General features: G+C 60.0%; 10 protein-coding genes and 1 pseudogene. 7 read left to right on the top strand and 4 right to left on the bottom strand.

Annotation, left to right across the window (positions count from 1 at the left end; all coding sequences use genetic code 11):
* Window position 1: 1 nt before the first annotated feature.
* Genes mdtC through GVK32_RS21200 form a run of 3 tightly spaced genes read right to left on the bottom strand, consistent with a single transcriptional unit; the run spans window position 2 to window position 7,452 of the window.
* Window positions 2–3,079: a multidrug efflux RND transporter permease subunit MdtC gene (gene mdtC, locus GVK32_RS21190; RefSeq protein WP_159866350.1), complete on the bottom strand. Its 3,078-nt coding sequence runs from the start codon at window positions 3,077–3,079 to the stop codon at window positions 2–4.
* Window positions 3,080–6,202, bottom strand: coding sequence for an MdtB/MuxB family multidrug efflux RND transporter permease subunit (locus GVK32_RS21195; protein WP_159866353.1), 3,123 nt, complete (start codon window positions 6,200–6,202; stop codon window positions 3,080–3,082).
* Window positions 6,202–7,452, bottom strand: a complete 1,251-nt coding sequence (locus GVK32_RS21200) for an MdtA/MuxA family multidrug efflux RND transporter periplasmic adaptor subunit (RefSeq protein WP_159866356.1) — start codon at window positions 7,450–7,452, stop codon at window positions 6,202–6,204. The genes GVK32_RS21195 and GVK32_RS21200 overlap by 1 nt, the downstream gene beginning before the upstream one ends.
* Before the next feature lie 549 nt (window positions 7,453–8,001).
* Here GVK32_RS21200 and GVK32_RS21205 point away from each other — a divergent pair.
* From GVK32_RS21205 to GVK32_RS21235, 6 genes and pseudogenes are all read left to right on the top strand, one after another.
* Window positions 8,002–8,328: a CSS-motif domain-containing protein gene (locus tag GVK32_RS21205; RefSeq protein WP_159866359.1), complete on the top strand. Its 327-nt coding sequence runs from the start codon at window positions 8,002–8,004 to the stop codon at window positions 8,326–8,328.
* 29 nt (window positions 8,329–8,357) lie between these two features.
* Window positions 8,358–9,046 (top strand): annotated as a pseudogene (locus GVK32_RS29250) (EAL domain-containing protein).
* A gap of 186 nt (window positions 9,047–9,232) precedes the next feature.
* Window positions 9,233–9,994, top strand: coding sequence for a dimethylarginine dimethylaminohydrolase family protein (locus GVK32_RS21220; protein ID WP_123755082.1), 762 nt, complete (start codon window positions 9,233–9,235; stop codon window positions 9,992–9,994).
* Window positions 9,995–10,023: 29 nt separating this feature from the next.
* Window positions 10,024–10,797 (top strand): ABC transporter substrate-binding protein, encoded by a 774-nt coding sequence (locus GVK32_RS21225; RefSeq protein ID WP_123755081.1) that lies wholly within the window; start codon window positions 10,024–10,026, stop codon window positions 10,795–10,797.
* Between the two features lie 64 nt (window positions 10,798–10,861).
* Entirely contained in the window at window positions 10,862–11,554 is a 693-nt protein-coding gene (locus GVK32_RS21230) for an ABC transporter permease (protein ID WP_159866365.1), read from the top strand.
* Complete coding sequence (locus tag GVK32_RS21235; protein WP_123755079.1) at window positions 11,551–12,276, top strand: ABC transporter permease; 726 nt, start codon at window positions 11,551–11,553, stop codon at window positions 12,274–12,276. Before GVK32_RS21230 ends, GVK32_RS21235 begins: the two co-directional genes overlap by 4 nt.
* On the opposite strand, the gene GVK32_RS21240 is transcribed toward GVK32_RS21235, so the two are convergent.
* Window positions 12,277–12,732: an Lrp/AsnC family transcriptional regulator gene (locus GVK32_RS21240; protein ID WP_123755517.1), complete on the bottom strand. Its 456-nt coding sequence runs from the start codon at window positions 12,730–12,732 to the stop codon at window positions 12,277–12,279.
* Between the two features lie 14 nt (window positions 12,733–12,746).
* Between GVK32_RS21240 and GVK32_RS21245 the strand changes: the two genes are divergently transcribed.
* On the top strand, window positions 12,747–13,862 hold the full coding sequence (locus tag GVK32_RS21245; protein ID WP_159866368.1) for a succinylglutamate desuccinylase/aspartoacylase family protein: 1,116 nt from the start codon (window positions 12,747–12,749) through the stop codon (window positions 13,860–13,862).
* Window positions 13,863–14,013: the final 151 nt, after the last annotated feature.

The raw sequence follows: 14,013 nt of genomic DNA on the forward strand, positions 1-14,013 counted from the left end.
GTTATTCGCTTACCGGTTGCCGGGCTTTTCGGGAAAAACGCAGCCGCAGACGATCGAAGAACAGATACACCACCGGCGTGGTGTACAGCGTCAGCAGCTGGCTCACCACCAGGCCGCCGACGATGGTAATCCCCAGCGGCTGGCGCAGCTCCGAGCCGTCGCCGCCGGATAGCACCAGCGGCAGCGCGCCGAACAGCGCCGCGAGGGTGGTCATCATAATCGGGCGAAAACGCAGCAGGCAGGCCTGGAAAATAGCCTCTTCCGGCGGCAGGTTGCCGTTACGCTGCGCCTCCAGCGCGAAGTCGACCATCATGATGGCGTTTTTCTTCACTATTCCAATTAATAGCATAATTCCGATCAGCGCGATGAGGCTGAACGGCGCGCCGAACAGCTCCAGCGCCAGCAGCGCCCCGACTCCCGCCGAGGGGAGGGTGGAGAGGATCGTCAGCGGATGCACGTAGCTTTCGTAGAGGATCCCCAGCACGATATAGACCGTCGCAATCGCCGCCAAAATCAACACGATCTGCGAATTCATGGTCTGCTGGAAAACCTGCGCGGTGCCGGCAAATGAGCCGCGCACGCTGGAGGGCACCCCGAGCTGGGTCATGGCGCGGTTGATGGCCTCGCTAGCCTCCGACAGGGATTTACCGGTCGGCAGGTTAAAGGAGACGGTGGAGGCCGCCGACAGTCCCTGATGGTTCACCGACAGCGGGGCGTTAGCCGGCTGCCATTTAGCGAAGTAGGAGAGCGGGATCGGTTTGCCTTCGCTGTTGATAACAAACATCTTATCCAGCGCGCTGACGTCCTGGGTGTAGACCGGGTCAACCTCCATCACCACCTTGTACTGGTTGAGGGGCTGGTAGATGGTGGAGATCTGCCGCTGGCCGAAGGCGTTGTTGAGCAGGCTGTTGGCGTCCTGCACACTGATGCCGAGGCGCGACATGGTATCGCGATCGTAGATCAGGTCCATCTCCGCGCCGTTGTCCTGCTGGTCAGAGTTGACGTCAGCCAGCTCGGGCAGCGCCGCCAGCGCTTTGCGAATTTTGGGCTCCCACTCACGCAGCGCCGCCAGGTCATCTGACAGCAGGGTGTACTGGTAGCTGGCGTTGGACTGGCGTCCGCCGACGCGGATATCCTGCACCGCCATCAGGAACAGGTTCGCCCCCGGCTCCTTCGCCAGCTTTTTCCGCAGCCGGTCAATGATCTGCTGCGCCGTTTCGTGGCGCTGGTCGCGGGATTTAAGGGTGATAAACATCATCCCGCTGTTGACCCGCGAACCACCGGTGAACCCGGTAACGTTATCCACCGCCGGATCTTCCCGAATGATTTTCATAAAGTCCTGCAGCTTGCCGCGCATCGCCTGGAAGGAGATGCTCTGGTCCGCCTGAATGCCGCCCATCAGCACGCCGGTATCCTGCTCCGGGAAGAAGGTTTTCGGAATCGAGATATAGAGCCAGATGCTAAGGGCAATCGTGCCCAGCAGGACGAGGCCGGTCATTCGGCTGTGCCTCAGCACCCACTTCAGCGATTTGCCGTAGCCGCCCTGGACGGCCACCAGCAGACGGCCAAAGCCGCGGTTGCGCGTAGGCTCATGCGGCTTGCCGCTTTTCAGCAGCCAGCCGCACATCATCGGCGTCAGGGTTAATGACACCGCCAGCGATATACCAATCGCCACCGACAGGGTGACCGCGAATTCGCGCAGCAGGCGCCCCGGCAGGCCGCCCATCAGCAGCAACGGTAAAAAGACCGCCACCAGCGACAGGCTCATCGACAGCACCGTAAAGCCCACCTCCCGGCTTCCCTGCAGCGCCGCCTGCAGCGGCTTCATCCCCGCCTCCAGGTGGCGGGAGATATTCTCCAGCACCACGATGGCGTCATCCACCACGAAGCCGGTGGCGATGGTCAGCGCCATCAGCGACAGGTTGTTGAGGCTAAAATCGCAGAGGTACATGGCGGCAAAAGTGCCGATCAGCGACACCGGTACCGCCACCGCCGGGATCAGCGTGGCTCTGCCGGAGCGCAGGAACAGGAACACCACGAGGATCACCAGCGCCACCGAAATCACCAGCGTTTGTTCGACCTCCTCCAGCGAGGCGCGGATCGTCGGGGAGCGGTCCTGGGCGATTTGCAGATCGATCGCCGCCGGAATGGTTTTCTGCAGCTCCGGCAGGCGCGCGCGAATGCTGTCCACCGTCTGGATGATATTGGCTTCCGGCAGCTTGCGGATCATCAGCAGAATTGCCGGTTTGGCATTGGTCATCCCGGCGTTGCGCACGTCCTGTACCGAATCGCTGATGTTGGCAACGTCGCCAAGACGCACCGCCGCGCCGTTGCTGTAGTGCACGATGACGGGCTGATACTCGGCGGCGGTTTTTAGCTCATCGTTGGTGTGGATCTGCCAGCGATGGCTGCCGTCCTCCAGCGCCCCCTGCGGCCTGCGCACGTTGGCGTTATCAATCGCCGTGCGCACGGCGTCCAGCGACACGCCCTGGTTAAACAGCGCCTGCGGATTGAGGTCCACGCGCACCGCGGGCAGGGAGCTGCCGCCGACGTCAACGTCGCCGACGCCGTCAATCTGGGCGATCGTTTGCGCCAGCTGGGTGGAGGCAAAATCGTACAGCTCGCCCTGGGAGTAGGTATCCGAGGTGAGCGTCAGGATCATGATCGGCGAATCGGACGGGTTGGCCTTGCGATAGGTTGGACGGCTCGGCATGCCGCTGGGCAGCAGGCTTTGCGCGGCGTTGATCGCCGCCTGCACGTCGCGGGCGGCGCCGTTGATATCGCGGTCGAAGTTGAACTCCATAATAATGCGCGTGCTGCCCAGCGAGCTGGAGGAGGTCATCTCATTGACCCCGGCAATGCGCCCGAGGGAGCGCTCCAGCGGCGTCGCCACCGACGAGGCCATGGTTTCCGGCGAGGCGCCGGGCAGCGAGGCGCTGATCATTATTACCGGGAAATCCACCTGCGGCAGCGGGGCGACCGGCAGCAGGCGGAAGCCGAGAATGCCGCACAGGGTGATGGCCAGCGAAATCAAAATCGTCGCCACCGGGCGGTAAATGAAGAGAGCGAAAAACTTCATTTACGCCTCCTCCTCACGCCGTGGGAAGCGGCTTTTGAGGTACAGCGACAGGCGGTCGAACAGCAGATAGATGACCGGGGTGGTAAACAGCGTCAGCACCTGGCTGAGCATCAGGCCCCCGACCATGCCGATCCCCAGCGGACGCCGCAGTTCCGCGCCGACGCCGGTGCTCAGCATCAGCGGCAGCGCGCCGAGCAGCGCCGCCAGGGTGGTCATCAGAATGGGGCGAAAACGCAGCAGGCAGGCCTGATAAATCGCCTCGCGCGGCGGCATGCCCTGTTCGCGCTCGGCGGCGAGGGCAAAGTCGATCATCATGATGGCGTTTTTCTTGACGATGCCAATCAGCAGGATGATGCCGATAATGGCGATCACGTCCAGCTCGCTGCCGGCGAGCCACAGGGCCAGCAGGGCGCCGACGCCGGCGGTCGGCAGGGTGGAGAGAATGGTGATCGGATGGATAAAGCTCTCATACAGCACGCCGAGGACGATATACATCGCTACCACCGCGGCGACCACCAGCCAGACGGTATTCCCCAGCGCCGACTGGAAGGCAAGGGTGCTGCCCTGGAACTCGGTGCGGATATCGGTGGGGAAATCCAGCGCCTGCTCGGCGGTCTGAATCGCCTCCACCGCATCACCGAGGGAATAGCCGTTCGGGACGTTAAAGGAGATGGTGGTCACCGGGAACTGGTCGAGGTGGTTGATCGACAGCGGGGCAAAGCGCTGCTCAACGGTGGCGATCGACTTCAGCGGCACGATGCCGCCATCGCTGCTGGTGAGGCGAATGCCGTCGAGCGCGGCGAGCCCCGGCGTGGCCTGGGTGTCATGCTCCAGCACTACCCGGTACTGGTTGGCCTGGGTATAGATGGTTGAGATCAGGCGCTGGCCAAAGGCGTTGTACAGCGCATTGTCGACATCGGCCATGCTGATCCCCAGGCGGCTGGCGCTGTCGCGGTCGACGTTGATGTACGCCGCCAGGCCTTTATCCTGCCAGTCGCTGCTGACGTCGGAGAGCTGCGGCAGCGCCTGCAGGCGGGTCAGCAGCTGCGGAACCCAGTTGCTGAGCGCATCCAGCGAGTTGGCCTGCAGCGTGAACTGGTACTGCGTGCGGCTGACGGTGGTATCGATGGTCAAATCCTGAGTGGGCTGCAGATAGAGCGCGATGCCGGGAATGCCGTCCACCGAGTGCTGCAGCCGAGAGATAACCGTCTGGACGCGGTCGTCGCGCTCGCTCAGCGGCTTGAGGTTGATCTGTAGCCGGGCGCTGTTCAGCGCCGGGTTGGTGCCGTCGACGCCTACGAACGACGTCAGGCTCTCCACGGCCGGGTCCTTGAGGATCAGCGCCGAGATCTGCTGCTGGCGCTGGGCCATGCTGGCGAAAGAGGCTGACTGCGGGGCCTGCAGCGTACCCTGAATAATGCCGTTGTCCTGGATCGGGAAGAAGCCTTTCGGGATAAACACCCACAGCATAATCGACAGCGCCAGGGTGCCCAGCGCCACGCTGAGGGTCAGCCACGGGTGGTTCAGCACCCGGCTCAGCAGGCGGCCGTAGGCGGCAATCACCCGATCGAAGAAGCGTTCGCTGGCGCGGGAGAAGCGGTTTTGCTTGCGCAGCGATTCGTGACTCAGCATCCGCGCGCACATCATCGGCGTCAGGGTCAGCGATACCACGGCGGAGATGAGGATCGCCACCGCCAGGGTGACGGCAAATTCTCGGAATAATCTGCCGACGATATCGCCCATAAACAGCAGCGGGATCAGCACCGCGATCAGCGAGAAGGTCAGCGAGATGATGGTAAAGCCGATCTCGCCGGCGCCCTTGAGCGCGGCGGTCAGCGGCTTTTCGCCCTTTTCGATATAGCGCGAGATGTTTTCGATAACTACGATGGCGTCATCGACCACGAAGCCGGTGGCGATGGTCAGGGCCATCAGCGTCAGGTTGTTAATCGAGAAGTCGAGAAACACCATCACCGCAAAGGTGCCCACCAGCGAGAGAGGCACGGCGACGCCGGGGATAATGGTCGCCGGGACGTTGCGCAGGAACAGGTAGATGATCATCACCACCAGGCCGATTGCCAGCATCAGCTCAAACTGCGTATCGCTCACCGAGGCGCGAATGTTGTTGGTGCGATCGGAAAGGACCTGCACCTTGACCGATTTCGGCAGGCTTTCGGTCAACTGCGGCAGCATCTGACGCACGCTGTCGGCAGTGGCGATAATATTCGCCCCCGGCTGGCGCTGAACGTTCATGACGATCGCCCGCTGGTTGTTCGCCCACGCGCCCAGCCAGCTGTTTTCCGCGCCCTGCTCGATGGTAGCGACGTCGCCGAGGCGAATCGGCGCGCCGTTCTGGTAAGCGACGATCAGCCGGCGATACTCTTCCGCCGACTGCATCTGGTCGTTCGCGGAGAGCGTCACCGCCCGCGAAGGGCCGTCGAGGCTACCTTTCGCCGAGTTGACGTTGGCGCTGGTAATCGCGGTGCGGATGGTTTCACTGGTCAATCCGAGGGCGGCAATCGCCTGCGCGTTGAGCTTCACGCGCACCGCCGGACGCTGGCCGCCGGCGAGGGTCACCAGGCCGACGCCGGAGACCTGGGAGATTTTCTGCGCCACGCGGGTTTCCACCATATCTTCCACCTGGGTCATCGGAATGGCGGAAGAGGTGACCGCGAGGGTCATAATCGGCGGATCGGCCGGGTTCACCTTGCTGTAGACCGGCGGATTAGGCAGGTCTGAGGGGAGCAGGTTGGTGGCCGCGTTAATCGCCGCCTGCACCTCCTGCTCGGCGACGTCCAGCGGCAGCGTCAGCTGGAACTGTAGGGTCACCACCGAGGCGCCGCCGGAGCTTTGCGACGACATCTGCTTGAGGCCGGACATCTGGCCAAACTGGCGCTCCAGCGGCGCGGTGATCGCGGAGGTCACCACGTCCGGGCTGGCGCCAGGGTAGAGGGTGATCACCTGAATGGTCGGATAATCCACTTCCGGCAGCGCCGAGACCGGCAGGAAGCGGTAGCCGATAATCCCGGCCAGCAGAATAGCCACCATCAGCAGCGTGGTGGCCACCGGGCGCATGATAAAGAGACGGGAAGGGCCGCCCGTACTGCTCGGCGGGAGAACTTGCATCAGGAGCGCGCTCCTTTTTTGCCGTATTCGCGGCTGGTGGCTTTTTCCGGCGCGGCGGCGGATGCGCTGTGCGGCTCGACGACCTCAACCTTCGCGCCTTCGGTCAGGCGATCGATACCGTCGGTGACCACGCGATCGCCGGCGGAAAGCCCGGCGCTAATGACCACCTTCAGGCTATCCTGAATACCCGGCGTGACCGTATGCTTGCTGACCTTGTTATCGGCGTTCAGCACCCATACGAAGTGGCCCTCGTTGCCCATCTGCAGGGCGGCGGCAGGGATCACCACCGCATTCTGTTCGGTATCCACCAGCATGCGGGCGTTAACGAACTGGTTGGGGAACAGCGTATCGTCCTGGTTGCTGAAGCGGGCCTTCAGCTTGATGGTGCCGGTGGTGGCGTCAATCTGGTTATCCAGGCTGAGCAGCGCGCCGCTGGCGATTTTCTGCTTGTTGGTGCGGTCCCAGGCCTCAACCTGCAGGGCTTTACTCGCCTTCTGCGCCTGAACCACCGCCGCGATGTCATTTTCCGGCAGCGTGAAGACTAAATCGATCGGCTGGGTTTGCGTTAATACCACGATACCGGTGGTATCGCCGCTGGAGATCTGGTTGCCGATATCCACCTGCTTCAGGCCGACGCGCCCGTCGATGGGCGCAACGATGCGGCTCCAGTTGAGCTGCAGCTGGGCGCTGGCCACCGCCGCTTCGTCGGCTTTAATCGTGCCGTTGGTTTCGCTGACCAGCGACTGCTGGGTATCCAGCTCCTGGCGCGAAACGAGATTGCTTTTGACCAGCTGCTGATAGCGGGCGAGGTCGCGCCTGGCGTTGGCAAGGGTCGCCTTATCTTTGGCGAGCTGCCCCTGGGCCTGCGCCAGCGCGACTTTGAACTGGCTGGGGTCGATCTCCGCCAGCAGATCGCCGGCTTTTACCTGCTGGCCTTCCTGGAAGTGGATCGCCAGCAGCTGGCCGTCGACCCGGCTGCGCACGGTGACCGTATTGGCCGCCGTAACGGTGCCGAGTCCGCTGAGATAACGCGGGACCGACTCGCTGGTGGCGGTTGCCGCCTGCACCGGTGCCAGCGTCGCGCCGAAGCGGCCGTGACGAGCGCCTCCTGGGGCCTGCTGATGTTGACCATTCGTCGCAGACGGCGCACCGTTTGCGGTTTCACGACTATGCCAGAACCAATATGCTGCGCCGGCAACAATAATCACCGCCAGTGCGGTTCCCCAGCGAAGTGTGTGACTGCCTTTCATTTATTGTTATCTCATCCTGAAGCGTTTCGCGGAATGATACTATTTTAGTGACCAAACGCCCCGCAAAAATGGAGGAATTGTGAAAAGTCTGTCCAGAACTGTCTGGAAAAAATGCTTTTCGATGAGCCGCTTACGTTAAAGAAAAACGGGCGTTTTCTGACCGTAATCTGGCGGTCAACAGCGCGTTCCCTCCTGATTAATAAGGGGGCCCATTCGTGTGCTGATGCCTGGTATAACCACCGCTTTGTCATTATTATCGACATTATAGGTCTGCGCGACAGGGACTGAGACACCTGGGTTAAGAGTTTGCGAGGCGAATTCCGGTATCTGGCGCGAGTCGCGGAGGGACGATGAAATTTATTAAGAAACAGAAATGGCTGCTGGCCGGCGGCAGCATCACTGTGCTTCTTTCCGCATTTCTGACCAACAGCCTGATGTTATCGCATCAGCGCGCAGTTAGATAATATGAGTGACGAACTGCTCAGCCATGCTGAAGAGGTCACCACGTAAATTGTCTCGTCCATTAATCGTGTCCACACCCGAGAGATTGTGGGTTGTCGTAAGCAGGATATTGCCGCCCTGCGCGAGGTTATCTGGAAGTATTCTAATGTTGAAGACCTTGGGATCATTGAAAATGGCAGGATAGCCTGTACCGCCAACTGGGGCGTGCTCGATAAACCGCTACTGCTGCCTGACGAAAAGTATGTCGTGCCGAACGGCTTTAGCATCTACAAAGGGGGGCGCAACTATCTGCCATATGGCGTTGTTCTGGACATGAGCCAGTACGGCAATGTGATCTCGTTTACCTCTTCGTTTGCCTTCAGCGGTTTTGTGCGTCGCTATAAAGGGCTCGATTTTTCATTAACCAGCCGTTAGTCTGCGCCAAAAACGAAAAGATCGTCGGGGTGGAGGCGCTGGTTCGCTGGCATGACAAGATTTTTGGTCAAGTCCCGCCGGACCTGTTTATTTCGATGGCGGAGCAGCTTAATGTCTCCGACGATATTTCGGCGCTGGTGATTGAGAAGGCGACCCGTGAGCTGAAAACCATTCTGCAGGCCGATGCGGATTTCACCCTGGCGATAAATATCGGCAAAAGTGAAATCAGCAATCCGCGTTTTTTAGATAATCTGATGCGGGTGCTCAAGCGTCATGATATTCGCCGCAGCAGATTAAAATTGAAATTACCGAAAGAAGCGGCGAGTACTATAAAAAGATCGCGGCCTTTTCATTACAAGCGATGAACCGGGGATTGCGGATTGCCCTTGATGATTTTGGTACCGGCTCTTCCAACCTGCTGTGGTTGACCGAGGTGTTCTACGATGAAATTAAGCTGGATAAGTTTTTCGTAAACGGCCTGAAGAATGAGTACAAGCGCACGATTTTGAGCTCGATTCTGGAGATCGTCTGCCAGCTCAATAAACAAATTGTCTTTGAAGGGGGAGAAAGCAAAACCGACTATGAGTTTGTCAAATCCTTCGATGAGAACGCCCTGATTCAGGGATGGTATTTTTACAAGTCAATGCCGATTGAAAAACTCCGCGCGCTGCTGCTGACTGAACCGCTTCCGCTGCATGCGCAAAACGCGGAACCGTAGCGGGCGATAAAGGTCATCCGCCGACAGCGGAATGCGTCGTTTGCACACAATATACAGCGTAAATCGACAATCCTGACCGGCTATTCAGCCGGACTGGTGACAATATCTGTTTGATAATCAAGAAAACCCGTTGCTTTACCCGCGTGTCGGGAAGCGCAACGTTCATTTGTCACCTGAGGGTTCTCTATGCATTTCAACCAGGCTATTGCCCGTCTGCCCGCCGCCACCTGCGCCGCCGGCCAAACCACCGCCCGCCTCGGAGCGCCAGATATTGCCGGTACGACCCGCCAGTTCCTTGCCTACGTGGAAACCTTGCTGCAGCTCGGGCTGAAAGTCACCGTTCTGCCTGCCGCCGCGGATTACCCGGATGCTCACTTTGTGGAAGATACCGCGGTAGTGATGCCGGAGCTGGCGGTGATCACCCATCCTGGCGCGCCGAGCCGTCAGGGTGAAGTGGCGACCATCGCCCCGGTGCTGGCCGGTTTTCGCCCGTTGGTGCAGATGAGCGAACAGGGTCATATGGACGGTGGCGACGTGCTGCTGGTCGGCAAGCAGTTTTTTGTTGGCCTGACCGCACGTACCGACGAGCAGGGGATCCGCGAGTTTGCCGCCGCCGTCGAACCGCACGGCTACCAGGTCACCGCGATTGAAGTGAGTGCCGGGCTGCACCTGAAATCGATAGTGAACTACGTCGGGCGCAATACGTTGCTGCTGACGGAAGGCTACCTGCATCACCCAGCCTTTAGCGGCTTCAATACCATTGTGATCCCGCAGGAGGAAGCGTATGCCGGCAATACCTTGTGGATCAACGACACCTTGATTACGCCTCAGGGCTACCCCTATACCCTCGGCGAAATCAGCAAGCTGGGGATGCCGGTAGTGCAGCTCGACACCAGCGAATTTAAGAAAATGGACGGCGGCCTGACCTGCCTTTCACTGCGCTTTTAGCCACACCGTTGACATCAGGGGTAACCGATATGAAAACACGCATTGCCGCTTTACTGGCCTGTATGGCGCTGAGCGCACCGCTGGCCGCACAGCAGTTTGACACCATCAGCTTTGGGGTGGACGGTGGCTATCCACCGTTTGATGTCCTTGCTCCCAGCGGCGAGATCACCGGCTTTGACATTGATATTGCCAACGCCCTTTGTACGCAGCTAAAAGCGAAATGCGTCTTCGTGAAGCAGCCGTTCGAGAGTATGATTGCCGCGCTCAACGCTCATAAATTCGATGCCATTATCGCCTCGCTGAACATCACCGATGAGCGCAAGAAAGAGGTGGATTTCACCGACCGCTACTACCGTAGCGCGGCGCAGCTGGTGGCACGCAAGGGCAGCCCGCTGCAGCCAGATGCCGCCAGCCTCAAGGGCAAGACCGTCGGGGTACAGACCGGTTCAACCCATGAAGCCTACGCCAGAACCCACTGGGCCAACCATGGCGTGAAAATCGTCGGTTACGCCAACCAGGATAACGTTTATCTCGATCTGCTCTCCGGGCGTATCGATGCTTCTCTGCAGGACAATATTCAGGCGGCCACCAGCTTTATCGATACCCCGCGCGGGCAGAAGTTTGCCTTCGCCGGCCCGGTTATCAGCGATGGCAGTATCTCGTCTGACGTCGGCATTGCGGTGAATAAAGACAATCCGGCGCTGCGCGATGCCCTGAACGGTGCGATTAAGCAAATCCGCGCCGACGGCACCTACGAGGCCATTCAGAAAAAGTACTTCAGCTTTGATATCTACGGCAAATAAGCCGTGAAGGGGAGGGCGCGGTCGGCGATCGGCGCCCCTTTACGACACGGGTGGAAGACAGAATATGGTTGCAGACTATTTACCGTTACTGCTACGCGGCGCGGGGCTTTCGCTGTGCGTGATGCTGGTTTCGTTGCTGGTGGCGCTGTTGTTAGGGCTGGTGAATGCGCTGATTAAGCTGTTCGGGCCGCGCTGGCTACGCTGGTTTTCGACCGGCTATACCACGCTGGTGCGCGGCATTCCGGAGCTGGTCATTATGCTGCTGCTGTTTTTCGGCGGCGAGATGCTGGTGAATACGCTGCTGGGAGTGGTCGGGTTCGGGCCGGTTCGCTTCAATACCTTTATTTCCGGGGTGCTGGCGATTGGCTTTGTGTTTGGTGCCTACTACACCGAAACCTTTCGCGGCGCCTTTCTCACCGTCGACCGGGGGCAGACCGAAGCGGCACAAGCGTACGGCATGCGTCCGTGGACGGTCTTTCGGCGCGTGATGCTGCCGCAGATGCTGAGTTTTGCCATTCCGGGCATCAATAACAACTGGCTGGGGCTGATGAAAGCGTCGGCGCTGGTGTCGATCCTCGGTTTAGAAGATATGGTGTGGCTGGCGGAACAGGCCGGGCGCGCCACGCAGAAGCCGTTTTTGTTCTACTTCCTCGTGTCGCTGATTTATATGGTGATCACCGCCTTGTCCAGCTGGCTGTTTAATCGTCTGGCGAAGCGCTACGCGCTGCGCTCTTCGACGGCGGGGGCGGCACTATGAACCTGCAGACTTTTATCGATGCGCTACCGGGCTACCTGTGGAGCGACGGCAACGGCTCGGCGAGTGGGCTGGCGGTGACGGCGGAACTGTTTTTACTGTCCATTGTTCCCGGCATGGTGCTGGCGGTAGTGATGGCGGTCATCCAGGTGTACGGCCCGCGACTGCTGGCCTGGCCGATTCGCGGTTGCACCTGGTTCTTTCGCAGTACGCCACTCTACCTGCAACTGATGCTGATCTATTACGGGCTGTCGCAGTTCGATATCGTCCAGCTGGGCTGGCAAAACGATCGGCCATTCTGGCTGCTGTTCCGCGATGCGACCTTCTGCGCCACCTTAGCGTTGGTGCTGAATACGGCCGCTTACGTGGCCGAGTTGCTGGCAGGGATGATGATGACCTTCCCGCGTCAGGAGTGGGTGGCCGGTGAAGCCTACGGCATGAGCAAAGGACAAATTATTCGTCGTCTGGTGCTGCCGGCGACGCTGCGGCGGGGCATTCCGGCGCTGAATAACGAGATGGTGTTTTTACTGCATGCCACGTCGCTGGCCAGCACCGTCACGCTGCTCGATATTACCGGCGTCGCGCGGGCGTTTTATGCCATCACCTATTCGCCGTTTATTCCGTTCCTGATGGCCGCCGCGCTCTATTTGCTGTGTACTTTTTTACTGATATTCGCTTTTTCGCGCGCCGAACGACGCTGGCTGGCGTTTGCCCGCCGCTCGTGATCAGGAGCGTTTAATCGCCTGAAGTTCGGTCAGGGTCACGATTTTATCGACGCGGAATTTTTTGCTGGTCAGCCAGGTGTCCGCCAGCTGGCAGTAGTGGGCCATGCTGCGACAACCGATGCGCACCAGAAAATCAAAGCTGCCGCTGACCAGCCAGCAGTCGAGCACTTCCGGGGTCTGGCGCATCTCCTGTTCAAATACCGGCTGCGAGCGGCCATGGTCGGCCAGCGCAATCTGCGCCTGCACCACGAAGGCATGCTCCGGCTCGGGGAGATCGATAATCGCGCTGTAGCCTCTGATAATTCCATCGCGCTCAAGGCCACGTACGCGTTCCAGGCAGGGACGGGCGGTGAGGTTTACCTGCTCCGAGAGCTTTTGATAAGAAATGCGGCCATCCCGGCGCAGGATTTCAAGGATCTTATGATCGATACGGTCAAGCCGGGCTTTCTTTTCCACAAAGAGGACGTCCAATGAAAATTAAACACTATACCTTACCCGAACATGCCCTGGGTGGGCAGCGGCAATTAACGCATTTTCATTTTGGCGAACCCGGCGTCGGGGAGAAAGTCTATCTCCAGGCAGGGCTGCATGCCGATGAAATCCCAGGCATGTTGGTGCTGCACTATCTTAAAAGATTACTGTGCCAGGCGGAACGGCGCGCCGAGCTGCGCGGTGAAATTATCCTCGTTCCGGTGGCAAACCCACCGGGGCTGGCCCAGGTTATGCTCAACAGCGGCATCGGGCGCTTTGACCTCAGCAGCGGCCGCAACTTCAACCGTGATTTTCCCGACCTGGCCCGCCTGGCACAACCTCATTTGCAGACTACGGCGCCGCTGACGCACGATAATTACCGGCAGCGGGTACGCCAGGCGATGCGCGATGGGCTGGCCGCGGAGCCGGTGCGTAGCGAAGTGCAGGCGCTGCGCCATCATCTGCTGAGCCTGGCCTGCGATGCGGATGTGGTGCTGGATCTGCACTGCGACGACCAGGCCATTTTACATATGTACGCCGATCCGGCTTGGCAGCCAGAGGTCGGGGTACTGGCCGCTTTTCTTGGGATTGGCACGGTGCTGCTGTCGCAGGAGAGCGGCGGTCACTCATTCGATGAAGCCTGTGGGCTGCCCTGGCAGCGTCTGGCGGCCCCGTTTCCCCAACTGCCACGGCAGCCCGGCTGCATGGCGGTGACCGTCGAGCTGCGAGGCCAGCAGGAGGTCAATCATGAGGTGGCGCGTCAGGATGCTGAGCGGCTCTATCGCTACCTGCAATTTCGCGGCGTGCTGGCCGGCGATCGTCCGGAGGTCCCGCAGCAGCAGACGGTGATGCTGCCATTTAGCGCCGGAGAGATTGTCACCGCCCCGGCGAGCGGTATTCTGGTCCAGCTGAAACAGCCCGGCGAGTGGGTCAGCGCCGATGATGTGGTGGCTGAAATCGTCGACCCGCTGACCGATATGATCAAATCCGTCCGCCCGCAGGCCGGCGGGCTGATCTACGCCAGCCGTCGGGCGCCGTTTGTGACCTTCGGTGCCGAAGTGATGAAAATCGCCGGCGAGCAGCCCTTCAGCGGCGGTGGCGGGCTGGCGATGTAAGCGACAGCATTCTGCCTTCCCCAGGGTAATGGCTCTGAATGGTTGGATCTTATGATATCCTGCCGTTATTTGAGGTGTTTTCATGGCTACCGTCACAGTCCATTGCCCCGATGTGATTCAGATGAAGTTTACCGACATGGACTCAGCCCGA

This window comes from Klebsiella sp. 18074 (genome assembly GCF_902705905.1).
Lineage (GTDB): Bacteria > Pseudomonadota > Gammaproteobacteria > Enterobacterales > Enterobacteriaceae > Klebsiella > Klebsiella terrigena.

What these genes read in the sequence shown, in the direction of transcription:
- mdtC (WP_159866350.1), bottom strand. Translation starts at nt 3,079, where the DNA reads ATGAAGTTTTTCGCTCTCTTCATTTACCGCCCGGTGGCGACGATTTTG.
- GVK32_RS21195 (WP_159866353.1), bottom strand. Translation starts at nt 6,202, where the DNA reads ATGCAAGTTCTCCCGCCGAGCAGTACGGGCGGCCCTTCCCGTCTCTTT.
- GVK32_RS21200 (WP_159866356.1), bottom strand. Translation starts at nt 7,452, where the DNA reads ATGAAAGGCAGTCACACACTTCGCTGGGGAACCGCACTGGCGGTGATT.
- GVK32_RS21220 (WP_123755082.1), top strand. Translation starts at nt 9,233, where the DNA reads ATGCATTTCAACCAGGCTATTGCCCGTCTGCCCGCCGCCACCTGCGCC.
- GVK32_RS21225 (WP_123755081.1), top strand. Translation starts at nt 10,024, where the DNA reads ATGAAAACACGCATTGCCGCTTTACTGGCCTGTATGGCGCTGAGCGCA.
- GVK32_RS21230 (WP_159866365.1), top strand. Translation starts at nt 10,862, where the DNA reads ATGGTTGCAGACTATTTACCGTTACTGCTACGCGGCGCGGGGCTTTCG.
- GVK32_RS21235 (WP_123755079.1), top strand. Translation starts at nt 11,551, where the DNA reads ATGAACCTGCAGACTTTTATCGATGCGCTACCGGGCTACCTGTGGAGC.
- GVK32_RS21245 (WP_159866368.1), top strand. Translation starts at nt 12,747, where the DNA reads ATGAAAATTAAACACTATACCTTACCCGAACATGCCCTGGGTGGGCAG.